The 24,749-nt window shown below is 53.5% G+C and carries 23 protein-coding genes; 11 read left to right on the top strand and 12 right to left on the bottom strand.

Annotated elements, in window-relative coordinates:
* The first annotated feature begins 47 nt into the window (after positions 1–47).
* The 3 genes from glpA to glpC are packed head-to-tail and all read left to right on the top strand — an operon-like array spanning position 48 to position 4,112.
* The gene (gene glpA, locus SK36_RS05655) at positions 48–1,676 is read left to right on the top strand and encodes an anaerobic glycerol-3-phosphate dehydrogenase subunit A (protein WP_045445479.1); all 1,629 of its coding nucleotides are present in this window, start codon (positions 48–50) and stop codon (positions 1,674–1,676) included.
* The gene (gene glpB, locus SK36_RS05650; protein WP_048221003.1) at positions 1,666–2,925 is read left to right on the top strand and encodes a glycerol-3-phosphate dehydrogenase subunit GlpB; all 1,260 of its coding nucleotides are present in this window, start codon (positions 1,666–1,668) and stop codon (positions 2,923–2,925) included. The genes glpA and glpB overlap by 11 nt, the downstream gene beginning before the upstream one ends.
* Complete coding sequence (gene glpC, locus SK36_RS05645; RefSeq protein WP_003834686.1) at positions 2,922–4,112, top strand: anaerobic glycerol-3-phosphate dehydrogenase subunit GlpC; 1,191 nt, start codon at positions 2,922–2,924, stop codon at positions 4,110–4,112. Before glpB ends, glpC begins: the two co-directional genes overlap by 4 nt.
* Before the next feature lie 48 nt (positions 4,113–4,160).
* Here glpC and yfaU read toward each other — a convergent pair whose 3' ends face one another.
* The 6 genes from yfaU to SK36_RS05615 all read right to left on the bottom strand — a co-directional run bounded on the left by yfaU (position 4,161) and on the right by SK36_RS05615 (position 10,453).
* Positions 4,161–4,964 carry a 2-keto-3-deoxy-L-rhamnonate aldolase gene (yfaU, locus tag SK36_RS05640; protein WP_048221002.1) on the bottom strand — a complete coding sequence of 268 codons (804 nt, stop codon included), beginning with the start codon at positions 4,962–4,964 and terminating at the stop codon, positions 4,161–4,163.
* 25 nt (positions 4,965–4,989) lie between these two features.
* Positions 4,990–6,279, bottom strand: coding sequence for an MFS transporter (locus SK36_RS05635; protein WP_045445490.1), 1,290 nt, complete (start codon positions 6,277–6,279; stop codon positions 4,990–4,992).
* A 56-nt stretch (positions 6,280–6,335) separates the two neighbouring features.
* The gene (gene rhmD / locus SK36_RS05630; RefSeq protein WP_045449727.1) at positions 6,336–7,541 is read right to left on the bottom strand and encodes an L-rhamnonate dehydratase; all 1,206 of its coding nucleotides are present in this window, start codon (positions 7,539–7,541) and stop codon (positions 6,336–6,338) included.
* A gap of 14 nt (positions 7,542–7,555) precedes the next feature.
* Positions 7,556–8,338: an IclR family transcriptional regulator gene (locus SK36_RS05625; protein WP_045445492.1), complete on the bottom strand. Its 783-nt coding sequence runs from the start codon at positions 8,336–8,338 to the stop codon at positions 7,556–7,558.
* Between the two features lie 270 nt (positions 8,339–8,608).
* A complete protein-coding gene (locus SK36_RS05620; RefSeq protein WP_048221001.1) occupies positions 8,609–9,805 on the bottom strand; it encodes a nicotinamide mononucleotide deamidase-related protein YfaY in 1,197 nt (398 codons plus the stop codon).
* Between the two features lie 105 nt (positions 9,806–9,910).
* Positions 9,911–10,453, bottom strand: a complete 543-nt coding sequence (locus SK36_RS05615) for a YfaZ family outer membrane protein (protein ID WP_045445497.1) — start codon at positions 10,451–10,453, stop codon at positions 9,911–9,913.
* Between the two features lie 228 nt (positions 10,454–10,681).
* Between SK36_RS05615 and nudI the strand changes: the two genes are divergently transcribed.
* The 8 genes from nudI (at position 10,682) to arnF (ending at position 18,742) form a co-directional block, all read left to right on the top strand.
* Positions 10,682–11,107, top strand: coding sequence for a nucleoside triphosphatase NudI (gene nudI, locus SK36_RS05610; protein WP_045445500.1), 426 nt, complete (start codon positions 10,682–10,684; stop codon positions 11,105–11,107).
* A gap of 261 nt (positions 11,108–11,368) precedes the next feature.
* Complete coding sequence (gene arnB, locus SK36_RS05605; protein WP_048220998.1) at positions 11,369–12,508, top strand: UDP-4-amino-4-deoxy-L-arabinose aminotransferase; 1,140 nt, start codon at positions 11,369–11,371, stop codon at positions 12,506–12,508.
* Between the two features lie 2 nt (positions 12,509–12,510).
* A complete protein-coding gene (gene arnC / locus SK36_RS05600) occupies positions 12,511–13,494 on the top strand; it encodes an undecaprenyl-phosphate 4-deoxy-4-formamido-L-arabinose transferase (protein WP_048220997.1) in 984 nt (327 codons plus the stop codon).
* Entirely contained in the window at positions 13,491–15,473 is a 1,983-nt protein-coding gene (gene arnA / locus SK36_RS05595; RefSeq protein ID WP_048220996.1) for a bifunctional UDP-4-amino-4-deoxy-L-arabinose formyltransferase/UDP-glucuronic acid oxidase ArnA, read from the top strand. Before arnC ends, arnA begins: the two co-directional genes overlap by 4 nt.
* Entirely contained in the window at positions 15,470–16,369 is a 900-nt protein-coding gene (gene arnD / locus SK36_RS05590) for a 4-deoxy-4-formamido-L-arabinose-phosphoundecaprenol deformylase (RefSeq protein WP_048220995.1), read from the top strand. Before arnA ends, arnD begins: the two co-directional genes overlap by 4 nt.
* Positions 16,366–18,024 carry a lipid IV(A) 4-amino-4-deoxy-L-arabinosyltransferase gene (gene arnT / locus SK36_RS05585; RefSeq protein ID WP_048222586.1) on the top strand — a complete coding sequence of 553 codons (1,659 nt, stop codon included), beginning with the start codon at positions 16,366–16,368 and terminating at the stop codon, positions 18,022–18,024. The genes arnD and arnT overlap by 4 nt, the downstream gene beginning before the upstream one ends.
* Positions 18,021–18,356, top strand: coding sequence for a 4-amino-4-deoxy-L-arabinose-phosphoundecaprenol flippase subunit ArnE (gene arnE, locus SK36_RS05580; protein ID WP_048220994.1), 336 nt, complete (start codon positions 18,021–18,023; stop codon positions 18,354–18,356). Before arnT ends, arnE begins: the two co-directional genes overlap by 4 nt.
* Positions 18,356–18,742 carry a 4-amino-4-deoxy-L-arabinose-phosphoundecaprenol flippase subunit ArnF gene (arnF, locus tag SK36_RS05575; protein ID WP_045445515.1) on the top strand — a complete coding sequence of 129 codons (387 nt, stop codon included), beginning with the start codon at positions 18,356–18,358 and terminating at the stop codon, positions 18,740–18,742. The genes arnE and arnF overlap by 1 nt, the downstream gene beginning before the upstream one ends.
* A gap of 2 nt (positions 18,743–18,744) precedes the next feature.
* Here arnF and pmrD read toward each other — a convergent pair whose 3' ends face one another.
* From pmrD to menD, 6 genes are all read right to left on the bottom strand, one after another.
* Positions 18,745–19,008 (bottom strand): signal transduction protein PmrD, encoded by a 264-nt coding sequence (gene pmrD / locus SK36_RS05570; RefSeq protein WP_048220993.1) that lies wholly within the window; start codon positions 19,006–19,008, stop codon positions 18,745–18,747.
* 106 nt (positions 19,009–19,114) lie between these two features.
* Positions 19,115–20,482 (bottom strand): o-succinylbenzoate--CoA ligase, encoded by a 1,368-nt coding sequence (gene menE, locus SK36_RS05565; RefSeq protein WP_048220992.1) that lies wholly within the window; start codon positions 20,480–20,482, stop codon positions 19,115–19,117.
* On the bottom strand, positions 20,479–21,441 hold the full coding sequence (gene menC, locus SK36_RS05560; RefSeq protein ID WP_048220991.1) for an o-succinylbenzoate synthase: 963 nt from the start codon (positions 21,439–21,441) through the stop codon (positions 20,479–20,481). The genes menE and menC overlap by 4 nt, the downstream gene beginning before the upstream one ends.
* A complete protein-coding gene (gene menB / locus SK36_RS05555; protein WP_045445537.1) occupies positions 21,441–22,298 on the bottom strand; it encodes a 1,4-dihydroxy-2-naphthoyl-CoA synthase in 858 nt (285 codons plus the stop codon). The genes menC and menB overlap by 1 nt, the downstream gene beginning before the upstream one ends.
* Positions 22,299–22,312: 14 nt before the next feature.
* Positions 22,313–23,071, bottom strand: a complete 759-nt coding sequence (menH, locus tag SK36_RS05550) for a 2-succinyl-6-hydroxy-2,4-cyclohexadiene-1-carboxylate synthase (protein ID WP_048220990.1) — start codon at positions 23,069–23,071, stop codon at positions 22,313–22,315.
* Positions 23,068–24,738 (bottom strand): 2-succinyl-5-enolpyruvyl-6-hydroxy-3-cyclohexene-1-carboxylic-acid synthase, encoded by a 1,671-nt coding sequence (menD, locus tag SK36_RS05545; protein WP_048220989.1) that lies wholly within the window; start codon positions 24,736–24,738, stop codon positions 23,068–23,070. Before menD ends, menH begins: the two co-directional genes overlap by 4 nt.
* Between the last annotated feature and the right edge of the window lie 11 nt (positions 24,739–24,749).

The raw sequence follows: 24,749 nt of genomic DNA, 5'->3' as shown, positions 1-24,749 counted from the left end.
GTTTTTTATGTGGCTAAATGATAAAAAACGAACTGTGAGGAAAAACAATGAAAACTCGCGACTCGCAAACAAGTGACGTGATTATCATTGGTGGAGGAGCAACAGGTGCAGGGATCGCACGCGACTGTGCCCTGCGCGGCTTGCGCGTCATCTTAGTAGAGCGCCACGATATCGCTACGGGCGCAACGGGGCGTAACCATGGTCTGCTGCACAGCGGTGCGCGCTACGCCGTCACCGACGCTGAATCTGCTCGCGAATGCATCAGCGAAAACCAAATTCTGAAACGTATCGCCCGCCATTGCGTCGAGCCGACGGACGGTCTGTTTATTACGCTGCCGGAGGATGAACTCTCCTTCCAGGCCACCTTTATTCGCGCCTGTGAAGAAGCGGGCATCCGCGCAGAAGCGATAGACCCGCAGCAGGCGCGCATTATCGAACCGGCGGTAAACCCGCAACTGATTGGCGCAGTAAAAGTCCCGGACGGTACCGTGGATCCCTTCCGTTTAACCGCAGCCAATATGCTGGACGCACGCGAGCACGGAGCCGTTATCTTAACGGCCCATGAAGTGACCGGACTGATTCGTGAAGGAGCGACCGTCTGCGGCGTGAACGTACGTAACCATCTTACGGGTGAGATGCAATCCCTGCATGCACCGGTAGTGGTGAATGCCGCCGGGATCTGGGGTCAGCGTATTGCGGAATATGCCGATCTGAGCATTCGCATGTTCCCGGCGAAAGGTTCGCTGCTGATCATGGATCATCGCATTAACCAGCATGTCATCAACCGCTGTCGTAAGCCGTCCGACGCCGATATTCTGGTGCCTGGCGATACCATCTCGCTGATCGGTACGACCTCACAACACATTGATTACGACGATATCGACAGCAACCGTGTCACCGCAGAAGAGGTGGATATTCTGTTGCGTGAAGGCGAGAAGCTGGCACCGATTATGGCGAAAACGCGCATTTTACGCGCTTACTCCGGCGTGCGTCCTCTGGTTGCCAGTGATGATGACCCTAGCGGTCGCAACGTCAGCCGCGGCATTGTGCTGTTCGATCACGCCGAACGCGACGGGTTGGATGGGTTTATCACTATCACAGGCGGGAAGCTTATGACCTACCGCCTGATGGCGGAATGGGCGACCGACGCAGTATGTCGCAAACTGGGTAATTCCCGCCCTTGTACCACGGCGGATACCGCACTGCCTGGGTCGCAGGAATCTACCGAGCACACGCTAAAACGCGTCATCTCTTTGCCAGCACCACTTCGTGGCTCAGCGGTATACCGTCACGGCGATCGCACTCCAGCCTGGCTTAGCGAAGGTCGTCAGCACCGCAGTCTGGTCTGTGAATGCGAAGCGGTCACGGCGGGAGAAGTGCAATATGCCGTCGAGAATTTAACCGTTAACAGCCTGCTGGATTTACGTCGCCGCACCCGCGTCGGCATGGGGACATGCCAGGGTGAGCTGTGTGCCTGCCGTGCCGCAGGTTTGCTGCAACGTTTTAATGTCACCACCGCGGCGCAATCCATCACTCAGCTATCCGAGTTCCTCAATGAGCGCTGGAAAGGCGTGCAACCTATCGCCTGGGGGGATGCGTTACGCGAAAGCGAATTCACGCGCTGGGTTTATCAGGGATTGTGCGGTCTGGAAAAGGAGCACCAGGATGAAATTTGATACCGTCATTATCGGCGGCGGCCTCGCCGGACTGCTGTGCGGCCTGCAACTGCAAAAAAGCGGTTTGCGCTGCACGATTGTCACTCGCGGCCAAAGCGCGCTGCATTTTTCCTCCGGTTCACTGGATTTGCTCAGCACTCTGCCGGATGGTCAACCGGTCACTAACATTGAGACAGGGCTGGACGCGTTGTGCGCTCAGGCTCCTGCGCATCCTTATAGCGTTATCGGAACACAAAATGTGCTGGAACTGGCACAACAGGCACAGACTTTGCTGGAAGGATCCGGAGCACGTTTGCAGGGGGACGTTCACCAGGCGCATCAGCGTGTAACACCGCTGGGGACCCTACGTTCAACCTGGTTAAGCTCGCCGGAAGTCCCGGTCTGGCCACTGTCAGCTCAGCGCATCTGCGTGGTGGGCATTAGCGGTCTGCTGGATTTTCAGGCACATCTCGCTGCCGCCTCATTACAACAGCGCAACCTCAGCGTCGAAACGGCTGAAATCGATCTGCCGGAACTGGATGTTCTGCGCGACAACCCAACCGAGTTTCGCGCCGTTAACATCGCACGCCTGCTGGATAACGAAGACAAATGGCCGCTGCTTTACGACGCGCTGCTGCCGCTAGCAAAAACCTGCGACATGATCATTATGCCAGCCTGCTTCGGACTGGCTGACTCCCGGCTCTGGCAATGGCTCAACGATCGTCTCCCCTGTTCGCTTAATTTACTGCCAACCCTGCCGCCTTCAGTCCTGGGCATGCGTCTGCATAATCAGTTGCAGCGCCAGTTTGTACGCCAGGGTGGGATCTGGATGCCTGGCGATGAAGTGAAAAAAATCACCTGCCAGGACGGGTTGGTGAGCGAAATATGGACCCGCAACCATGCTGATATTCCATTGCGTCCACGCTTCGCTGTACTCGCCAGCGGCAGTTTCTTTAGCAGCGGGCTGGTCGCCACTCGCGAGGCCATTCACGAACCGATTATGGGGCTGGATGTCCAGCAAACCGCGACCCGAGCAGAGTGGTATCAGCGTGATGTATTCGATCCACAACCGTGGCAACAGTTCGGCGTGACAACGGATGACGCACTGCGCCCTGCTCTTGCGGGAAAAACAGTAGAGAACATGTTTGCCATCGGTTCTGTACTTGGCGGATTTGACCCTATCGCACAGGGTTGTGGAGGCGGCGTATGCGCAGTTAGCGCCTTGCATGCCGCACATCATATTGCGAAACGTGCAGGAGGCCTGCAATGAGCGACACACGTTTTGAAAGCTGTATCAAATGCACAGTGTGCACCACCGCCTGCCCGGTCAGTCGTGTAAACCCGAGCTATCCTGGCCCCAAACAGGCTGGTCCGGACGGTGAACGTCTGCGTCTGAAAGATGGTGCGTTATATGACGATGCACTGAAATATTGCATCAACTGCAAACGCTGCGAAGTCGCCTGCCCCTCAGATGTGAAAATTGGCGATATTATCCAGCGCGCGCGCGCCAAATACGACACGACGCGCCCGTCACTCCGTAACTTTGTCTTAAGCCATACCGATTTGATGGGCAGTGTTTCCACGCCGTTTGCGCCGATAGTCAACACCGCCACGTCGTTGAAACCGGTACGCCAGCTTCTTGATTACGCACTAAAAATCGATCACCGTCGTACGCTGCCGAAGTACTCCTTTGGTACATTCCGCCGCTGGTATCGCAGCGTTGCTGCCCAGCAGGCACAGTATCAGGATCAGGTCGCCTTTTTCCACGGCTGCTTTGTGAACTACAACCATCCCCAGCTCGGCAAAGATCTGATTAAAGTGCTGAACGCGATGGGTACCGGCGTACAACTGCTGAGTAAAGAGAAGTGCTGCGGTGTTCCGCTGATCGCCAATGGTTTTACCGATAAAGCACGTAAACAAGCGGTAAGTAATGTGGCCTCACTCAGAGAAGCCATTGACGGGAAAGGCATTCCGGTGATCGCCACCTCTTCAACCTGTACCTTTGCGCTGCGCGATGAATACCCGGAAGTGCTGGATGTCGACAACTCAGGCCTGCGCGAACATATTGAGCTGGCCACCCGTTGGCTGTGGCGCAAACTGGATGAAGGCAAAACGCTGCCGTTGAAAACGCTGCCGCTGAAAGTGGTCTATCACACACCCTGCCATATGGAGAAAATGGGCTGGACGCTCTACACGCTGGAGCTGCTACGACAAATTCCGGGGCTTGAATTGACAGTGCTGGATTCTCAGTGCTGCGGGATCGCCGGAACTTATGGCTTCAAAAAAGAAAACTATCCGACATCACAGTCTATTGGCGCCCCCCTGTTCCGCCAGATCGAAGAAAGCGGTGCGGATATCGTCGTTACCGACTGCGAAACCTGTAAATGGCAGATTGAGATGTCTACAAGCAAGCGCTGTGAACATCCGATCACTCTGCTTGCCAAAGCATTGGGTTAACGCTGCTCGCTGCTGCCCGATGGTATTCCACCATCGGGCAAGCAAGTATCAATAACTGCTTTTGAGCTTTTGCACAGCCTTGTCAGATTTAAACATCGCCAACCTGCGATCCAGCGCTTCACTATAGAGCATCGTGTCCACGCCTACGGCAACAAAGTTCGCCCCCCACTGCAGACATTTTTGCGCCATCGCCGGATCGACAGCGAGAAATCCCGCTGCTTTTCCGGCTACACGAATGCGACGGATGCTCTCTTCAATAATTCGCTGTACCTCAGGGTGCCCGGCGTTATCCGGATAGCCTAAAGACGCAGAGAGATCTGCCGGACCGATGAAAACACCATCGATACCTTCCACATCCAGGATCGCGTCCAGATTATCCAGCGCCGTTTTACTTTCGACCTGCACCAACAGACAGAGCGACTCATTAGCCTGCGCCATGTAATTATCAATACGTCCCCAACGCGCTGCACGGGCCACGCTGGCCCCAACTCCACGCTCTCCCACCGGAGGATAACGCGTCGCGGAAACCACCTGACGAGCCTGTTCTGCGCTGTCCACCATCGGGATCAGCAGCGTCTGTGCACCGATATCCAGTACCTGCTTAATCAACGCCTTGCTGCCTTCAATCGGACGAATCACTGGCTGACTGGCATAGGGCGCAATAGCCTGAAGCTGGTGATAGAGGTCCTGTACCGTGTTCGGCGCATGCTCACCATCAATGAGCAACCAGTCATAACCCGATGTTGCTGCAATTTCCGCCATATAGGAGGTGGTCGAACTGAGCCACAAACCAATCTGGACTTCCCCTTTGCGCAGCGCTTCTTTAAAAGGGTTTGATAACAATGCGTTCATAACGATCCTTACAACGTAGATAAGATTAATGATGCACCGCGCCCATTTGCGAAGCAGGACGGCTGACTTTCAGGGTGAAGATAATGACTGAACCAATAACTGCGACACATGCCAGGGTCAGAAGCCCTGCTGCATCACTGGCAAAAACGGTTTCAGCTTTAACCCGCAAGATGGGAGCCAGAAATCCCCCCACCGCGCCAAACAGGTTTACAAAGCCAATACCCGCAGCCAGCGCGGTACCAGAGAGCAATTGAGTCGGCATTGTCCAGAACACCGGCTGGACGGCAATAAAGCCCGCGGCCGCCACACATAAAGCCAGAATAGCCAGCACCGGAGACACCAGACCGGAAACGCCAATCCCGATCCCGGCGGCTAACAACGTCAGGGCCGCCACATTGCGCCGGTCACCGGTACGATCAGAGTAGCGCGGGATGAGCCAGGTACCGAACAGGGCAACCACCCACGGAATGGCCGTCACCACGGACGCAGTAAAGCCAACTTTGGTTCCCAATAGTGCCGCAACCTGGGTGGGCAGGAAGAAGATCAATCCATAGACCGCTACCTGAATCGTCAGATAAATAATTGCCAGTTGCCAGACACGCCCATTGCGCAAAGCATCTGACAGTTTTGAGGTGACCTTTTTCTCTTCTTCGCTCGCCAGTTGACTGATGAGAACGGCTTTCTCTTCCGCATTAAGAAAGCGCGCCTCCTGTGGTGTGTCGTCCAGCCAGAAGAAGGTGAAAACGCCTGCACCAACTGCCAGCAAACCTTCGATAACGAACATCCAGAACCACCCCGGATGCCCCATAAAACCGTGCATTTCTAACAGCGCGCCGGAAAGCGGCGATCCCAGAGTTAACGCCAGCGGTGCCCCCATGTAAAACAGCCCCATAATGCTGGCGCGGTTACGCTGCGGAAACCATTGCGACGTCAGGTAGATCATGCCGGGGAAGAAACCGGCTTCCGCCGCCCCCAACAGAGTACGGATAATCAGGAACTTTGCTTCGGTATCCGCCCACGCCATCGCCGCAGAGAGAAATCCCCACAGCAGCGTGGTGGTGCCAATCCAGCTTCTGGCGCCAAATTTACGCATCAGCAGGTTGGCTGGTACGCCCAGGAACGCGTATACCACAAAGAAAATTCCCGCCCCTAGTGCATAGGCTTCATTACTCAGCCCGGTATCAATCTGATACGTCTCTTTGGCAAAACCAATGTTCGAGCGATCCAGAAATGCCAGCACATACAGCGCCAACATAAAGGGAATCAAACGCGCACGGTTTTTCTTCACTACACCGTCAAGTAAAGTGGTTGTCATCACAAGATCCTCAAAGAAATGAGGGCGTTGCCGTGGATAAGGCAACGCACTGGTCATTAGTGGCTGTAGGGGCGCTTCAGATTGCAGTCACGGTTAAGCTCGACGCCAAAGCCAGGCTTATCAAGTACCGACTTATGGATCCGTCCGTTCACCGGCACTGGCTCATCCAGCAGGATAGGGTCGAACTGCGGACGCATCGTTGAACAATCCGGGCTGGTCATCAGGAACTCACTAAACGGGGTATTCGTGAAAGTGATAACCGCATGGTGCGAATAGACCGATGAGCCGTGCGGCACCACCAGTTGTCCACGCGATTTGGCAATTGCGGCAATTTCCACCAGCGTGGTTAATCCACCACACCAGCCGACATCAGGCTGCATGATATCAATGCCGGTTTCAGACAGCGTACGGAAGGACTGCAGCGTGCCGTGGTGTTCACCGCTGGTCACCATCATGCCTGCCGGTGCATTGCGCTTCAGCTCACGATAACCTTCATATTGCTGTGGCGGCAGACACTCTTCGATCCATTTCAGGTTATGCGGCGCACAGGCATGCGCCAGTTTGGTGGCATAGTTCACGTCCTGGCTCATCCAGCAGTCGAGCATCAGCCAGAAATCCGGGCCACATTTCTCACGCATATCGGCCACCATCGCGGCATCTTTGCGAACACCCGCGTCCCCATCGTGCGGCCCCCAATGGGTCGGCATTTTTCCACCGATAAAGCCCAACTCTTTTGCCAGATCTGGACGTGCCCCAGTGGCATAGAACTGAATTTCATCACGAACCGCGCCACCCAGCAGTTTGTAGACCGGTAATCCCACGACCTTGCCAAACAGATCCCAAAGCGCGAGATCCACGCAAGAGATGGTGTTCATCACCAGACCGCCAGAGCCAGAATAATACATTGTGGCACCAATCATCTGATCGTGAATGAGTTTAATATCACTGACGCATTTGCCTTCGATAAAGCGGTTAAGATGCTTTTCGACAATAAAGCAGCCCATCTCTCCAGCCGTCGAGACTGCAAACCCCGTCTGACCGTTTTCTGCCTCCACTTCGACAATCAACGTCCCCAGCACGTTTATGCCGAAAGACTGGCGCGACTGTTCATACTCACGGTATTTGCTCATTGGCGTAGCAATGTGATCGTCAATCCAGTGATGAGCGCCCTGGTCATGATAATCACCACCGCCCGCCCCTTTCTCCGCCGTAGCACCGCCGGTAAACCAGGCACGAACATGTTTAATTTTTGGTAGGGTCATGATGTTCTCCATTATTATGATGCGAGTGAATCGAAGGGACTTTTCCAGCCCAACAGACGTGAAATATCTTTGGCGCAGGCAATTGCCTTCCCGGCCAGGTAATCACGATTCTCTTCGTTGATTTGTAAACGAGTGCCAACCACTGAAATCGCGGCAGTCAGCGTATTACTGGCATTAAAAACGGGAGCGGCAACACAGCGAACATCCGGGTAATCCTCGCCATTATCAAAACTCCATCCACGCTGGCGAATGCGCTCCAGTTCATCATTCAGTTGCTGAGGATCAGCAATTGTGGTCGGCGTCGCCTTCTCCCATACCAACTGGTCAATAATGGTTTTGCGTACTGCAGCAGGCTGCCAGGCCAGCAAACATTTGCCGATGCCAGAGCGATACAGAGAAAGACTTTTTCCCTCATGAGAACGCACGCTGATGGTGGACGAGGATTCCACTTTCAGAATGTAATACGCGCTTTCGTGGTCGATGAGCCCCAGATGACAAAGCAGATCGGTTTCATCCATAAGCTGTGTCAAGCGCGGACGCGCCAGCTCACGCAGATCCATTTTGCTCAACGCATGCCCCGAGAGTTCAACCAGTTTGGTCCACAGGCAGTAGTTCTCCTGATGATCAATACTGAGAAAGCGCTGACGCTTCAGTTCGTTTAACAACAAATAAGCGGTGCTTTTCGGAATACCCAACGTATCCACAATCGTTGCGGCGCTGCACGGGCCGATACGCGCAATAAGATTGAGAATTTCTATCGCTCTGGTAAGCGCGGGGACTTTGCTTGATTCCAACATACTGGACTCCGGTCTGAGATACTGGAATCAGTGTGTTCGGTCAACAGGGTTAAAATTGTGAAGCACATCAAATCCCGCCTTTCTTCCAGCAGGCTGGAAAGATTACGTATAAAAATGTGAACCACAGCACGGATTTTTCCACAGGGAGTACAACAGGTTGGACAATAATGCAGGAGAAATTGCCGAATGGCGGGGGAACGTCTACTCACACACATAAGCAGACGTTCACTTAAAGCCCGATAAGCGCAGCGCTATCGGGCAATTTACAGGCTAGATCGTCAGCGACTCAACCACTTCAATCCAGCCGTGTTCGCTGGCAAGATCCTGCCCGTTTAGCCAGCGACGCAGCATATTTAGCGCCATCATCGCGCAGACTTCCTGACGAACCGGCAAGCTATAGCGATTCGCATTCAGTCGCACGCGCAAGGCATATGTACCATCGGGCGTTGCCAGGGCAAAGTTAATATGTTCGTTTTCGAAACCCGATACCGCCAACGCCAGCTCAGCATAATGGTTGCCGCGTCGTTCAGTTATCCAGTGCGCCGTTTGCGCCAGCGTTTCTTCCTGAGAAGGGACCACCTCGCTGGCCAGCAGTGGGGCGTTAGCACGGGAAAGTTGCAGAGCAACCAGACCACCGGTGAACTGTTCGCTCAACGTCAGGCTGTACTGGCGATCCTGTAACTTACGGGCGATTTGCGCGGGTAATCCTTCCGTCCCCTCAAAAATCATGTTCTGTCCGGCGACCCGTTTAACTTCCGGCCACAGCGCCATCATCGCTTCACGTTGGGAATCCGGCCCGGTGAGTTTCAACTCGATAATCGGCATGGATGAGCGATACCCCATTGTCACTCCCGCCGGTAGTGACAGAGAATCCAGGCTCTGTGCCAGATCGCTTTCAGAGCGGCCAAAGGTGGTTAATCGCAGACATAGAGGGGGCTGAGAGAGCGAGAAACGCTCACGCAAGCGCGGCAGGATCTCATGCTCGATCATGACTTTAAATTCTGACGGCACGCCCGGCGTAAAGAACATCAGGCAGCGGTTTAGCTTAACGGCAAAGCCACATGCAGTGCCCACCGGATTATTAATAAACTCCGCGCTGGCAGGAAGCTCGGCCTGTTTGCGATTGCTCGGCGCCATCACGCGGCCGCGCTCGCGGAAAAAGCTCTCCATCTGGGCCAGCCATGGCTCATGCAGCACCAGTCCCTCACCTTTTGCCGTTGCCGCTGCCAGTGCACTCAAATCATCGCTGGTTGGCCCTAAGCCGCCATTGACGATCAACACATCGGCGTGTTCACTACGCTCACGCAAGATAGCGACCAAATCGTCAAGATTGTCGCCTACCGTGTTACGGCGCGTTAACGGTAATCCCTGATTAAAGAAAAAATCGGCCAGCCAGGCAGCGTTGGTGTCGACGATCTGCCCGTGCAACACTTCATCCCCGGTGGATAGCATCTCCACATTTAACATTGTGTTCTCCTGCTTTTGTAATAGAAACACTATAACGCAATGCAGGGGGAACATGGAGAAGGAAGAGGAGTAAAACAGGCGCAGCAGAACGCCGCGCCAGGAAGATTAGAAGCTGGCGCTAACCCCAACGTACGGGCCGTCAGCAATCGCGTTATCACGGTTGCCATCTTTACCGGCCAGATTCAGGTAGCGATAACCCGCTTCAATGCTCAGTGGACGCATAATCGTCAGGCGCGCACCGGCATTCGCTTCTTCAAAGCTGTCGATACCGCTGGAGAGCGAGTCCGGAGAGTAATAGTATTCGCCAAACAGACGGAGGCTGTCGCCAATCGGCCACTGCAGACCACCACCAACAGCCGCCGCATAACCTTCATCACCATCCTTCGGATTGGTGTAAATACCTTTGCCGCCAACAGTAGCCAACAGCGGTCCAAGCGGGATATTCAGACCAAGACCCAGACCAGCCGCGTCGCCATCGTCATCGTTGTGCATCCAGTTGCCGCTTACCGCTAATCCGGTTGACTCGGTGCCAAAGCCGACGCCAATGTTGGTGTAATCTTCACCAGCCTGACCATTGATGCTGATGGCATTAGCCGATGCGGAAACAAACAGCATTCCGGCAAGTCCTAACAGTACGCTTTTTTTCATTTTTACCCTTTCCAGCAAGCAAGTAATTAATGTGCCCCAAAACCGCAGGATTGTACTGCCAACAGCAAAGGAATCAATGAGCTAAAAAAGCGATCTAATAACATATTGTAACGAAATACTACCCGAAACCGTTTCAATAAGTGACGATGGAATTGACAATAATCACTTTAACCAACGCGTCAGCTCCCGTATTCTTTTGCCTCATCTCTGTACATAAGGAACATAACCGTGCGTCAAAGGACAATTGTTTGCCCATTAATTCAAAATGAAGGCTGTTATTTACTGTGTAAAATGGCCAACGATCGCGGTGTTTTTCCCGGTCAGTGGGCGTTATCGGGCGGTGGCGTGGAACCTGGCGAACGTATCGAAGAAGCCCTGCGACGGGAAGTAAGGGAAGAGTTAGGCGAGCAGCTTGTGTTGACCGATATCACCCCCTGGACCTTCAGCGATGATATCCGCACCAAAACGTATGCTGACGGCAGGCAGGAAGAGATTTACATGATTTATCTGATCTTCGACTGCATTTCTGCCAATCGCGAAGTGAACATTAATGAAGAGTTTCAGGATTTCGCCTGGGTAAAACCAGAAGATCTTGGACATTACGACTTAAACATCGCCACCCGAAAGACATTAACATTAAAAGGATTACTGTAAGTACAACGCTGCTTCTTAGAATCACCTCGCTGACTTAATATCTTTATGCACCAGCCCTTCGGGGCTGAGCAAACAAAATGTTTAATATCAATTAAATAACCATTAATCTCTTCTGCATCGCTCTCTTTTCTCCACCTTAAATCCTTAAGGATAAATTAACCTTCGATCATTAACCTTTGTAGCCTGATGAAATAATTAACGCGCGCTTGTTTGTCATAAAAATAAACCTACGACTGCGTTTAATGGCTTGAAGGAATAATGATGTCTGACTTTTTGCCCTTCTCTCGCCCGGCAATGGGTACTGAAGAACTTACCGCAGTTAAGGCGGTTCTGGATTCAGGATGGATAACCACCGGCCCTAAAAACCATGAGCTGGAGGAAGCGTTCTGTCGGCTTACGGGGAACCAACATGCCGTTGCCGTCTGCTCTGCCACCGCAGGTATGCACGTCACGCTGATGGCGTTGGGTGTGGGTGAAGGCGATGAAGTCATCACGCCGTCAATGACGTGGGTTTCTACGCTCAACATGATTGTCCTGCTGGGAGCCACGCCGGTCATGATCGATGTCGACCGCGATACGCTGATGGTAACACCGGAGCAAATTGAAGCCGCTATTACGCCACGAACCAAAGCTATTATACCGGTGCATTACGCAGGTGCTCCCGCCGATCTTGACGCGATTTACGCTATCGGCGAGCGCTATGGGATCCCGGTGATAGAAGACGCAGCCCATGCCGTGGGAACGTTATATAAAGGTCGTCATGTTGGTGCTCGCGGCACGGCAATCTTCTCCTTTCACGCCATCAAAAATATTACCTGTGCGGAAGGCGGGCTGGTTGTTACTGACGACAAACAGCTGGCTCAACGGTTACGCAGCCTGAAATTTCACGGCCTGGGAGTGGATGCGTATGACCGACAAACCTACGGCCGAGCCCCGCAGGCAGAAGTTCTCACGCCGGGATACAAATACAACCTCACCGACATCAATGCGGCTATCGCCCTGGCGCAACTGGGCAAACTGGCGCAACTGAACGCGCGCCGCGCGGAAATTGCCCAACAGTACCAGCAAGCGCTGGCTGATTCGCCTTTTCAGCCGCTGAACCTGCCGCAGTGGTCGCATGTACACGCCTGGCACCTGTTTATTATTCGTGTCGATGAAGCACGCTGCGGTATAAGCAGAGATGCGTTAATGGAAGCGCTTAAAGCCAGAGGTATTGGTACCGGCCTGCATTTTCGCGCCGCACACACGCAAAAATATTATCGCGAACGTTTCACTACCCTTTCGCTTCCTGATACGGAATGGAATAGCGCGCGCATCTGTTCGCTGCCGTTATTCCCTGACATGACCGCCGATGATACCCGGCGCGTGATTACAGCACTTCGCCAGATAGCAGGACAATAATCATGTTTGAATCCACGCCGATTAAGAAAGTCTCGGTGGTTATTCCCGTGTTTAACGAACAGGAAAGCCTGCCAGAGTTAATTAAACGTACCTGCGCCGCCTGCGAAAAGCTGGGAAAAGAATACGAAATACTGCTGATCGATGACGGCAGCAGCGATAATTCCGCTCAACTGATGATGGAGGCTTCTCAGGCGCAGAACAGCCATATTGTCTCTATTCTGCTCAACCGAAACTACGGGCAGCACTCGGCAATTATGGCCGGTTTTAGCCACGTTACCGGCGACTTGATTATCACGCTGGATGCCGATTTACAAAACCCTCCGGAGGAGATCCCCCGGCTGGTTGCCACAGCTGATGAAGGTTTCGATGTCGTCGGAACGGTGCGCCAGAACAGGCAAGACAGTGTGTTTCGTAAGACCGCCTCACGGATGATCAACCATCTGATTCAGCGAACCACCGGAAAAGCGATGGGAGATTACGGCTGCATGCTGCGTGCTTATCGCCGTCACATCGTTGATGCCATGCTGCATTGCCAGGAACGCAGCACCTTCATTCCGATTCTGGCCAACATTTTTGCCCGGCGTGCGACGGAAATCCCGGTGCACCACGCGGAACGTGAATTTGGCGATTCTAAGTACAGCTTCATGCGCCTGATTAACCTGATGTATGACCTGGTGACCTGCCTGACAACCACACCACTGCGTATGTTGAGTCTGCTGGGCAGCGTGATTGCCGCCACGGGTTTCACTCTGTCCGTCCTGCTGGTCATTCTTCGCCTGACGCTAGGCCCACAGTGGGCTGCGGAAGGGGTATTCATGCTGTTTGCCGTACTGTTCACGTTTATCGGCGCACAGTTTATAGGCATGGGATTACTCGGCGAATATATCGGTCGCATCTATAACGATGTCCGTGCCCGCCCCCGTTATTTTGTTCAACACGTTATTCGTCCACAAACCACGCACTCAACCGAGGAACACCACGCATGAAAGCCGTCGTATTTGCTTATCACGATATGGGATGTCAGGGAATTCAAGCCTTGTTGGATGCAGGTTATGAAATCGCAGCTATTTTTACCCACGCCGATAACCCTGCTGAGAAAGCATTTTTCGGTTCGGTTTCCCGGCTGGCGGCCAGCGCAGGCATACCGGTTTACGCCCCTGACGAGGTCAATCATCCGCTATGGATTGAACGAATTAGCCAGCTCGCGCCAGATGTTATCTTCTCGTTCTACTATCGTCATTTACTGAGCGATGACATTCTGAATCTTGCGCCTGTGGGTGCCTTTAACCTGCACGGCTCGCTGTTGCCCAAGTATCGTGGCCGCGCACCGCTGAACTGGGTTTTGGTCAACGGAGAAACAGAAACGGGCGTGACGCTTCATCGCATGGTAAAACGCGCGGATGCGGGCGCTATTATTGCTCAACAACGTGTTGCCATTTCCCCCGACGACGTAGCCTTAACGCTGCATCATAAACTGTGCCAGACTGCCCGGCAGGTTCTCGAACAGGTGCTGCCGGCTATCAAAACGGGTGACTTTCAGGAACGCCCTCAGCAGAAAACAGAAGCCACCTGCTTTGGTCGACGGACACCGGACGACAGCTTCCTCGACTGGCGTAAACCTGCAGCGCAGTTACATAACATGGTACGTGCCGTATCCGATCCCTGGCCGGGCGCATTCAGCTACGTGGGAACACAAAAATTCACTGTCTGGTCATCACGACTGTCTGCTCATCGCGCTGCAGCCCAGCCAGGGACCGTGCTTTCAGTGTCACCATTACTGATTGCCTGTGCTGATGGGGCGCTCGAAATCATCACCGGGCAAGCTGGCGATGGTATCACTATGCAGGGATCGCAGTTGGCGCAAGTGCTGGGTCTGGTTGCGGGGTCTCATCTGAACAGCCAGCCGCTTTCCACCCGCAAACGTCGTACTCGTGTTTTGATCCTCGGCGTTAATGGTTTCATTGGTAATCATCTGACAGAACGCCTGCTGCGCGAAGATAACTATGAAGTCTATGGGCTCGATATTGGCAGCGATGCGATTGGGCGTTTTCTGCAACACCCGCGGTTCCATTTTGTGGAAGGCGATATCAGTATTCATTCCGAATGGATTGAATATCATGTGAAAAAATGCGACGTCGTGCTGCCGCTGGTGGCGATTGCCACGCCGATTGAATACACCCGTAATCCGCTGCGCGTCTTTGAACTTGATTTTGAAGAGAACCTGAGGATCATTCGCTACTGCGTGAAATATCAAAAGCGCATCATTTTCCCCTCCACCTCAGAAGTTTACGGGATGTGTAGCGATAAGGTCTTTGATGAAGACAGCTCAAACCTTACCGTTGGCCCGGTCAATAAACCACGCTGGATCTACTCAGTGTCCAAACAGCTTCTGGATCGCGTCATTTGGGCGTATGGCGAAAAAGAGGGATTACGCTTCACGCTGTTCCGTCCGTTTAACTGGATGGGACCACGTCTGGACAGCCTCAACGCTGCACGTATCGGTAGCTCACGCGCCATTACTCAGCTGATCCTGAATCTGGTGGAAGGGTCACCGATTAAGCTGATTGAAGGCGGTAAACAGAAGCGCTGCTTTACTGATATTCGCGATGGTATCGAAGCTCTGTTCCGTATCATTGAAAACGACGGCGGACGCTGCGACGGCGAGATTATCAATATTGGTAATCCGGATAATGAAGCCAGTATTCAGGAACTGGCGGAAATGCTGCTGGCCTGCTTCGAAAGACATCCGTTGCGCCAACACTTTCCACCATTTGCCGGTTTTCGTGACGTCGAAAGCAGCAGCTACTATGGTAAAGGTTATCAGGACGTTGAACACCGGAAACCCAATATTCGCAATGCCAAGCGCTGCCTGAACTGGGAGCCCTCCATCGAAATGCTGGAGACTGTGGAAGAAACCCTGGATTTCTTCTTGCGCAGTGTGGATATCACGGAACAGAGATCATGAAACAGGTAGGCTTGCGTATTGATGTCGATACCTTCAGGGGGACGCGCGAAGGCGTACCCCGCCTGCTGGAGACATTGAACCGACATAACGTTCGGGCAAGTTTTTTCTTCAGCGTTGGGCCTGACAACATGGGACGCCATCTCTGGCGTATGGTAAAGCCGCAGTTTCTATGGAAGATGCTGCGCTCAAACGCTGCCTCCCTCTACGGATGGGATATTTTGCTGGCAGGTACCGCGTGGCCTGGAAAAGAGATCGGCCAGGCCAATGCGGCAATTATTCAGCAAACGGCTCTGGTTCACGAAACCGGGTTACATGCCTGGGATCACCACGCCTGGCAGGCTCGCAGCGGGAACTGGAATGACAAACAGCTGATCGATGATATTTCCCAGGGTATCACCGCTCTCGAAGCCATTACCGGACAGCCTGTCACCTGTTCTGCCGTTGCCGGCTGGCGTGCCGATGCACGCGTTGTCCACGCAAAAGAAGCGTTCAAGCTGCGTTATAACAGCGACTGTCGGGGAACATCGTTATTCCGCCCGGTGCTTGAGACAGGCAAAACAGGCACGCCGCAAATTCCCGTTACCTTACCGACATGGGATGAAGTGGTTGGCGGGGAAGTGCAAGCTGTCGATTTCAATTCCTGGATCCTCTCCCACATGCTGATGAACAGAGGAACATCTGTGTACACAATTCATGCGGAAGTCGAAGGTATCGCATTTCATCAGGATTTTAACACTCTACTGATTCGCGCAATTGATGCGGGGATTACGTTTTGTCCACTTGGCGATCTGCTGCCGGACGACATTAACACGTTGCCATCAGGACAAATCATACGTGGCAAAATACCCGGCAGAGAGGGATGGCTCGGCTGCCAGCAACCAGTGAGCGCGACATGATGAGATCCATACGCAACATAATGGCATTTATCGCCTTTATTGCGCTGTATTACGTTTTACCCATCAATAGCCGCATGCTCTGGCAGCCTGACGAGACGCGCTATGCTGAAATCAGTCGGGAAATGCTGAACGCGGGCGACTGGATAGTCCCGCACTTTTTAGGGCTACGCTATTTTGAAAAACCCATTGCCGGATACTGGCTAAACAGCATCGGGCAATGGCTCTTTGGTGCCACCAACTTTGGCGTCAGGGCAGGTGCAATTTTTGCTACACTGCTGACCGCACTGCTGGTAGCCGGATTTGCAATGCGGTTATGGCAGGATAAACGCACAGCCTTACTCTCTTCAGTCATTTTCTTAACGTTTTTCTCCGTTTACAGCATCGGAACCTACGCGGTTCTTGATCCTATCATCGCACTCTGGCTCATGGCGGGCATGTTCTGTTTTTGGGAAGGCATGCAGGCCACCAGTAAAAAACGCAAAATCATCGCTTTTTTACTGCTAGGGTTAACCTGCGGTATGGGAGTAATGACCAAAGGTTTTCTCGCGCTGGCCGTCCCGGTGCTCAGCGTACTGCCATGGGTCTGGGTGCAAAAACGCTGGAAAACGTTTTTTATCTACGGCTGGCTGGCAATTTTAGGCTGTATAGCGATTGTTCTACCGTGGGCGATGGCCATTGCACAACGCGAACCTGACTTCTGGCATTACTTTTTCTGGGTCGAACATATTCAACGGTTTGCGCAGGCGGATGCCCAGCATAAAGCGCCGTTCTGGTATTACCTGCCTGTGTTTATCGCAGGCTGCCTGCCCTGGCTTGGCCTGCTGCCTGGCGCACTGCGTACGGGCTGGCGTGAACGTGATTTTCCGTGCAGTGCCTTGTACCTGCTGAGCTGGATAATCATGCCGATACTGTTTTTCAGTATCGCCAAAGGAAAATTGCCGACCTATATTCTTTCCTGCTTCGCACCGCTTGCGATCCTCACTGCGCGTTTCGGCCTGCAGGCAGCACAAAAGGGTTCCATTGCCTTACGCGTTAATGGCTGGATTAACATCCTGTTTGGCGTGCTCGGCATTGTCGCAACTTTTATCGCTTCCACGTTGGGGCCGTTAAAGTCGCCTGTCTGGACGCATATTGAAACCTATAAGGTTTTTTGTGTGTGGGGCATTTTTATGAGCTGGACTTTTTTTGGCTGGTATACGCTGAACAGTACCGAGAAAAACTGGAAATTCGCAGCGCTTTGTCCACTGGGACTGGAGCTGTTGTTTGGCTTTTCAATACCCGATCGGGTCATGGAATCTAAGCAGCCTCAGTTTTTTGTTGAGATGACCAAAGAGTCGCTGGAGTCGAGTCGTTATATTCTCTCCGATAACGTAGGCGTCGCTGCGGGCCTGGCCTGGAGTCTGAAACGCGACGACATCATCATGTACGGACAAGCGGGCGAGTTAAAATACGGACTCAACTATCCGGATGCCAGAGGCCGCTTTGTCAGCCGGGATGACTTTGCAAACTGGTTAGCACAACATCGTCAGGAAGGAAACATTACCCTCGTGTTGTCAATTTCGAAAGGTGAAGATATTAATCAACTTGCCATTCCGCCTGCTGACTATATCGATAATCAGGGACGCCTGGTTTTGATTCAGTATCGACCAAAATGATCTGGATAATCCTGGTTCTTACCAGCCTGCTCAGCGTCTGCGGACAACTATGCCAGAAGCAGGCCACTCGCCCGGTACCCGTCCACGCGCGAAAACGTCATATTACGCGGTGGGTTGTCCTGGCTCTGGCCTGTCTGGGTCTGGCTATGCTGCTCTGGATGGCAGTATTGCAGAACATTCCCGTCGGCATCGCCTATCCGATGCTGAGTCTCAACTTTGTATGGGTCACACTGGCTGCATGGAAAATCTGGCGCGAACCTGTCACAAGGCGTCACTGGCTGGGGGTTGGGCTGCTCATCACCGGCATCTTTATTCTTGGGAGCGCGGTGTAATGGGCATATTTTGGGGTTTGTGCAGCGTTTTCATTACTTCTGCCGCTCAACTAAGTCTGGGTTATGCGATGGATAGTCTGCCGCCGATACAATATCCGCAGGCGTTTATATCCGCTTTATTGTCCACCAGCATCGGGGCGCTAGCCCTGTATGCCGGTCTGTTGGGGTATTTACTGTCAGTTATCTGCTGGCATAAAGCCCTGCACCAGCTGGCTCTGAGCAAAGCATATGCCCTGCTCAGCCTCAGCTATGTGCTGGTATGGGTAGCATCGATGATTTTACCCGGCTGGCAGGGGACTTTCTCATTGAAGGCGTTTGCTGGAGTGTTGTGCATCATGGCAGGGCTGATGATGATTTTTCTGCCTTCTCCCGGACAGGCTTCCTGAGGTTATTTGCCCTCAGACAGATGCAACAGACGCTGCCAGTCGTCACAGTGGTATTGTCTGGCATCTATTATTTTAATCACCCGTGATGTATCAAGATTAATACAATACAAAGCATCTTTCAGCGGTGAAAGAAGATCGCCGACATTAACCCGCTCAGAGGTTTGCGCCTCAGCCAGCATCTTCAGTGAGCCGCCGCTATCGCAAATTACGATATAAATTTTCCCTGTCTTTTTGAGACAGCAAGACTTCTTCACATGCCATTCCATAGCGCACCTGTTTGTTAATAAATATCATAACAAGTTACGCTTTAGCAGATAAACAAAACAACAATGGGTATGGAATGGCAAAATGAGATGTAAAATGAATGCGGCCTTAATCTTTATCGTTGGCACGAACCCAGTCAAGCAACGCACGGCGAGAAACTTTAATACCACCGGTTTTCAGCTCTGGCGGTAATGTCAGCCAACGCACCGGCTGCTGAAAACGCGCCAACTTATCGTTAATCCATTCGGCAAGGTCAATTTTTCCAGCGTCAGCGTCATATTCAACGACTGCTACCGGGCGATGCCCAAACTCTCTGTCTTCTACCGGAACAATAAAGGCTTGCAGAACCTGCGGATGCGACGTAATCACGCGCTCCACCTCTTCTGGCTGGATACCTTCCCCACCGCTAAAGAACAGATTATCCAGGCGGCCGACAATGGTTAACTTACCGTCATTAAATACCCCACGGTCGCGGGTGGCAAACCAGCCTTCAGCATTAACCAGTGGGTTAAGTTTCCCGTTACGCCAGTACCCTTGTGCCATACTGGCGGCTCGCAGCCAGACTTCATCATTAACAATTCTGACTTCTCTGCCCGGCAAAGGGGAGCCTACATCGCCCAGACCATCCGCTTCTTTTGCGCAAACCGTAGAGGCAAATTCCGTCAGCCCGTAACCGCACCAACAACGAATCCCGTGCTCGCGCGCCTGTTCAGTCAGTTCAACGGGGATTGCCGCACCTCCCAGCAATACGGCTTTCAGCGTTACCGGTGTTTTATTCACCAGCAAACGCCAGAGCTGTGTGGGCACGAGCGAGGCATGGGTACAGCCAATCAACATCTGTTCCAGCGGCTGCTTGTCACGCACGGTTATTCGCGCGCCCGCAAACAGCCAGCGCCAAAGAATACCCTGACCAGATACATGAAATAACGGCAGTGAGAGCAGCCAGTCATCTTTTGTACCAAACGGGATAAGCGACAGCACGCCCTGTGCGCTAGCCAGATGAGCCTCGCAGGTATGGACAGCCGCCTTAGGTAACCCGGTTGAACCGGAGGTTAACGTCATCGAGCTCAAACGCTGGGGCAGCCAGGCGACAGCATACTCGCCAGACTGTTCGCGCATTCGCAGTGGCGTCAGCGCTGAAAATGTATCGTCGCCTTCCAGATTCAGCGCAAAATACAGCGTTAAATCAGGTACCAATGTCTCCAGCAATGACCGAGGCAGTTGTGGATTCACAGGTAAAACCCGGGCTCCGCACTGCAACAATGCCAGCCAGGCCATCAGAGACCGGGGATGATTCCAGGCTCGCAACAGTACGCCATCGCCCTCTTCCACACCCTGAGCGGCAAACCCTGTAGCCAGAGCGTCCACCCGGGTGCAGAGATCTCGCCAGCTTAGCACCTCATCATTGAGGCGTAAGGCTGGCGCATCTCCCCGAACCTGCCGCCAGTGACGCCACGGCCAGTCAGGGAAGATCATAACAACCGTTCCAAAGAATCAACGTCGACACACGGCAACATGCTGCCCGGCCAGCTGCGTACCTGCTGGCATTGCATCAGACTAAGCGTATCCAGACCAGGAATGGTCTGTGGCGTCAGCCAGGCGGCAATCCGGGCCAGTTGAGTTAAGCCCAGACTCGACTCAATAGACGAACTGATTACTGCAGTAAGCCCCAGCGCGTGCGCCGCCTCAACCTGTTCGCGAACCTTATCCAGACTGCCGGTGAGCGTTGGTTTGATGACGACCGCACTCACACCCTCTTCAGCTATAAAGGTAAAGTCTGCTTCACGCAGGCTTTCATCCCAGGCGATGCTAATCCCGGTTTCGCGAGCAAACGCGCGCGAATCGTCGCGGGTTTTACACGGCTCTTCGAGAAAAGCAATGCGCGCGCGATACTCCGGATTAACATATTTCGCGAACTGCTGCGCTTTAAGCGGCGTCCAGGCACGGTTAGCATCAAGACGCAGATGTAACGTGGGGATCGCCTCAAGCAACAGGTTGACGACCATGCCGTCGCGTACCGCTTCATACAGACCGACTTTCACCTTCGCGACCTTCTCGCCCGGCATGTCTGCCAGCTGCAAAACCAGATCGTCAGGATCGCCCGTACACAACGGCGCAGCGCGATAGTCCGCCGCATCAGGCAATGCCCCCTCAAGTTCAGCCAGCGCACAGCTTGCACCAAAGGCCACCGAAGGCATCGACGGTAAGGTTGAATCCCCCTGTAACCAGCCGTTTACCCAGCTCAGCAGCGCAGTTTGCGCCTCTTCCCAGGTTTCCTGGCTGAAGCCCGGCAGTGGGGAGATCTCTCCCCACCCTTCGTGCTCGCCGTCACGAAGACAAACGTACAGCCCGTCACGCGTTTTTAACCGCCTGTCGCGCAGAATCACCCCCGCGTCCATGGGGATCTTCCAGCGGTATACCTGCGCGCTACGCATTACGGATTCCGTTTGAATTTGCTGAAGTCAGGCTGACGTTTCTGGTTAAAGGCGTTACGGCCTTCCTGTCCTTCTTCCGTCATGTAGAACAGCATGGTGGCGTTACCAGCCAGTTCTTGCAGACCCGCCTGACCATCACAATCAGCGTTCAGCGCAGCTTTCAGGCAACGCAGCGCCATCGGGCTGTTTTGCAGCATTTCGCGACACCAGCGTACGGTCTCTTTTTCCAGATCCGCCAGCGGAACCACGGTATTGACCAGGCCCATATCCAGCGCCTGTTTTGCATCGTACTGACGGCACAGGAACCAGATTTCACGCGCTTTTTTCTGGCCGACAATGCGCGCCATGTAAGAGGCACCCCAACCACCGTCGAATGAACCGACTTTTGGTCCAGTCTGACCGAAGATGGCGTTTTCTGCTGCAATAGTCAGGTCACACATCATGTGCAGCACGTGGCCACCGCCAATGGAATAACCCGCAACCATCGCCACAACAGGCTTCGGACAGGTACGAATCTGACGCTGGAAGTCCAGCACGTTCAGGTGATGCACACCGGAGTCATCCTGGTATCCGCCGTAGTCACCGCGCACTTTCTGATCGCCGCCCGCGCAGAACGCTTTGTCGCCAGCACCCGTCAGGATAATCACGCCAATGTTATCGTCATAACGTGCATCCGCCAGCGCCTGAATCATCTCTTTAACGGTAACAGGGCGAAATGCGTTGCGTACCTGCGGACGATTAATGGTGATTTTTGCGATACCGTCGGTGGATTTTTCGTAGCGAATGTCGGTGTAGCCTTCAGAGCAATCGAGCCATTCTACCGGTGCGTAAAGCATTGTTTCATCAGGATAGATCATAAAATGTCCTTTAGTCAGCGACGCAGAATCTGAGCCAGACAGTCCACCACGCCTGCGGGATTATCCCGATGCGCGTTGTGTCCGGCGTTACGAATCACATGGTTCGGTACAGACATTTCCGTCGCCAAAGCGCGGAATTTATCGTCACGTTCACCACATAAATAATAAAACGGAAATGTGCACGTAGTGAGTTGCGCACGTAAATCAGGTTGGACGGCAAGCGAGGTAGCCTCCAGCATTGCAGCCAACGTAACACCATTATTATGGCTGCGCAGCGCCACGAGCGCCTGTCGTTGTACAGGGCTTAACGAGGCGAAAACTGGCTGTTGATACCAGTCATTAAACACATCACGCAACGGTTCCCGGCGAAAACGTGCGGCCCAGCGGCCATCTGAGAGACGACGCTGAATCCGCTCATCTTCGCGTTGTAGCCCAGGATGTCCACCTTCAACAACCAATCCGCAAAGCCCCGGCATCCCCTGGCAGGCCGCCATCATCGCGACTCTGCCGCCAAGAGAATATCCCACCAACCAGTAGTTAAGTATGTTGTAACTAAATAAAGTATTACGCAGCAATTCACTGACGTCATCAAAGCCCCTCACGCGAATGTCAGCAGAACCGCCGTGTCCTGGCAGATCGATGTACAATCGCGAGTAGTTTTGAAACGTCTCGCCGACCGTTTGCCATTCCTGACAATCACCTGAGAATCCGTGCAGGAAAACCAGCCAGGGATAACCCGTCTGGCCCTCATTCGCCTGCGCGTGCAGGATCATAGATGGCTCACCTGTGCCAGCAGTTGCTGCAGAGTTTGCGCCCCGTCAGTTTCATTCACTACCAGCTCAATCACCGTTGCTGCAGGGGTTCGCCAGGCATTCGCCAGCGCGCTTTCCAGCTGCTCCCAGCTTTCCGGTCGGTGATATTTCAGGTTGAACATGGCTGCCGCGTGATCAAAGTGGACGTTCTGCGGCATCAGATAGAATCGTTCGCGTTCGCTTTGTGGCGTTGGCAGTAGTGAGAAAATCTGACCGCCGTTATTATTCACCACAATCAATACGAACGGAGCAGAGACCTTGCGTAATAACGCCAGTGCATTCAGGTCATACAGCGCGGATAAATCGCCGACAATAGCCAGCGTCGATTTCGCGCTGGCGCGTTGTACGCCCGCGGCTGTAGACAACAAACCGTCGATACCGCTCGCCCCACGATTGCTGTAAACCGGATAACCGACAGGAAGCTGCGACAGTGCGTCTATCAGACGCACCACCAGACTATTACCCACAAACAGCTGTCCCTGTTCAGGTAGATAATCCCGAATGCGGTGCGCCAGTTGTGCTTCTCCGAAGGTATCACGACGTGCCACCACCGCTTGCCAGGATTGTTCTGCGAGACGTGGAATCTCCACGCACCAGGGCTGACGCTTCTCAGCCGGATGCAGTTCCAGCCAGTCACTTATCTTCGCGACTAACCGGCGTCCACGATGATGAGCCGGATCCAGACGTCCTTCGATATTATCGACAATCCAGTATTCCTGCGGATCGCAACTGGCCTGCCACTGCAGCAGACGTTTCCCGGTCAGGCTACTGCCGAGCTGCACCACAATCTGCGCCTGCTGTAACTCAGCCACCGCTTTTGCATTACCCAGCCACAGATCGGCACATGGCAACGGTTGCCCGGTTTGCGACAATACATCGCCAATCAGCGGCCAGCCTAACGTCTGCGCCCAGAGTGCAACTTTCTTGCCCTCTTCCGCACTCATGCGACCGGCAATCACCACGCCACGTTTTTGTCGCCAGAAAAACCAGTCACGCTGCTTATCACTTTCCAGCCGACGTGATTCGCTCAGCCACGGTTTGTCATCCTGCCACCAGTCACCAAGGCGCTGTTGCCACTCAACGCCAGTTTCGTCCATATCGCCATACAGCGGTTCTGCAAACGGGCAATTTATGTGTACTGCGCCGCTATGCAGTGAGGCTAATGCGTTATCAATGGTGGAAACCAGCCAGCTTGCCGGAATATCCTGCGTTGGACGTGGTAAAGAGAGCGTATGCGATGGATGTGAGGCAAACATACCCGCCTGGCGAATCGCCTGATTCGCCCCGCAATCAATCAGTTCTGGCGGCCTGTCCGCCGTAAGTAAAATCAGTTTTTCACCGGTCAGACCCGCTTCGATCAGCGCCGGATACAAATTCGCCACTGCCGTGCCGGAGGTCACAATCACTGCAACAGGTTGTCTGCTGACCTTTGCCAGCCCTAAAGCCAGATGCCCAAGCCCACGCTCGTCAAAATGCGTATGGTGTATAAAAGCAGAGTTTTCCGCTGCAGCCAGAGTCAACGGCGTCGAACGTGAGCCAGGCGCAATGCAAACATGCCTGACGCCGTGGCGAGTGAGTGCTTCCAGAATGACCGCCGCCCAGCGTCGGTTAAATGCGCTTACTGACATGAGATTGTCCG

Origin of the sequence: Citrobacter sp. MGH106 (assembly GCF_001037495.1) — a bacterium.
Classification (GTDB): Bacteria; Pseudomonadota; Gammaproteobacteria; order Enterobacterales; family Enterobacteriaceae; genus Citrobacter; species Citrobacter murliniae.
This window is presented reverse-complemented; position numbering and strand designations above follow the sequence as displayed.

What these genes read in the sequence shown, in the direction of transcription:
- glpA (WP_045445479.1), top strand. Translation starts at nt 48, where the DNA reads ATGAAAACTCGCGACTCGCAAACAAGTGACGTGATTATCATTGGTGGA.
- glpB (WP_048221003.1), top strand. Translation starts at nt 1,666, where the DNA reads ATGAAATTTGATACCGTCATTATCGGCGGCGGCCTCGCCGGACTGCTG.
- glpC (WP_003834686.1), top strand. Translation starts at nt 2,922, where the DNA reads ATGAGCGACACACGTTTTGAAAGCTGTATCAAATGCACAGTGTGCACC.
- yfaU (WP_048221002.1), bottom strand. Translation starts at nt 4,964, where the DNA reads ATGAACGCATTGTTATCAAACCCTTTTAAAGAAGCGCTGCGCAAAGGG.
- SK36_RS05635 (WP_045445490.1), bottom strand. Translation starts at nt 6,279, where the DNA reads ATGACAACCACTTTACTTGACGGTGTAGTGAAGAAAAACCGTGCGCGT.
- rhmD (WP_045449727.1), bottom strand. Translation starts at nt 7,541, where the DNA reads ATGACCCTACCAAAAATTAAACATGTTCGTGCCTGGTTTACCGGCGGT.
- SK36_RS05625 (WP_045445492.1), bottom strand. Translation starts at nt 8,338, where the DNA reads ATGTTGGAATCAAGCAAAGTCCCCGCGCTTACCAGAGCGATAGAAATT.
- SK36_RS05620 (WP_048221001.1), bottom strand. Translation starts at nt 9,805, where the DNA reads ATGTTAAATGTGGAGATGCTATCCACCGGGGATGAAGTGTTGCACGGG.
- SK36_RS05615 (WP_045445497.1), bottom strand. Translation starts at nt 10,453, where the DNA reads ATGAAAAAAAGCGTACTGTTAGGACTTGCCGGAATGCTGTTTGTTTCC.
- arnB (WP_048220998.1), top strand. Translation starts at nt 11,369, where the DNA reads ATGTCTGACTTTTTGCCCTTCTCTCGCCCGGCAATGGGTACTGAAGAA.
- arnC (WP_048220997.1), top strand. Translation starts at nt 12,511, where the DNA reads ATGTTTGAATCCACGCCGATTAAGAAAGTCTCGGTGGTTATTCCCGTG.
- arnA (WP_048220996.1), top strand. Translation starts at nt 13,491, where the DNA reads ATGAAAGCCGTCGTATTTGCTTATCACGATATGGGATGTCAGGGAATT.
- arnD (WP_048220995.1), top strand. Translation starts at nt 15,470, where the DNA reads ATGAAACAGGTAGGCTTGCGTATTGATGTCGATACCTTCAGGGGGACG.
- arnT (WP_048222586.1), top strand. Translation starts at nt 16,366, where the DNA reads ATGATGAGATCCATACGCAACATAATGGCATTTATCGCCTTTATTGCG.
- arnE (WP_048220994.1), top strand. Translation starts at nt 18,021, where the DNA reads ATGATCTGGATAATCCTGGTTCTTACCAGCCTGCTCAGCGTCTGCGGA.
- arnF (WP_045445515.1), top strand. Translation starts at nt 18,356, where the DNA reads ATGGGCATATTTTGGGGTTTGTGCAGCGTTTTCATTACTTCTGCCGCT.
- pmrD (WP_048220993.1), bottom strand. Translation starts at nt 19,008, where the DNA reads ATGGAATGGCATGTGAAGAAGTCTTGCTGTCTCAAAAAGACAGGGAAA.
- menE (WP_048220992.1), bottom strand. Translation starts at nt 20,482, where the DNA reads ATGATCTTCCCTGACTGGCCGTGGCGTCACTGGCGGCAGGTTCGGGGA.
- menC (WP_048220991.1), bottom strand. Translation starts at nt 21,441, where the DNA reads ATGCGTAGCGCGCAGGTATACCGCTGGAAGATCCCCATGGACGCGGGG.
- menB (WP_045445537.1), bottom strand. Translation starts at nt 22,298, where the DNA reads ATGATCTATCCTGATGAAACAATGCTTTACGCACCGGTAGAATGGCTC.
- menH (WP_048220990.1), bottom strand. Translation starts at nt 23,071, where the DNA reads ATGATCCTGCACGCGCAGGCGAATGAGGGCCAGACGGGTTATCCCTGG.
- menD (WP_048220989.1), bottom strand. Translation starts at nt 24,738, where the DNA reads ATGTCAGTAAGCGCATTTAACCGACGCTGGGCGGCGGTCATTCTGGAA.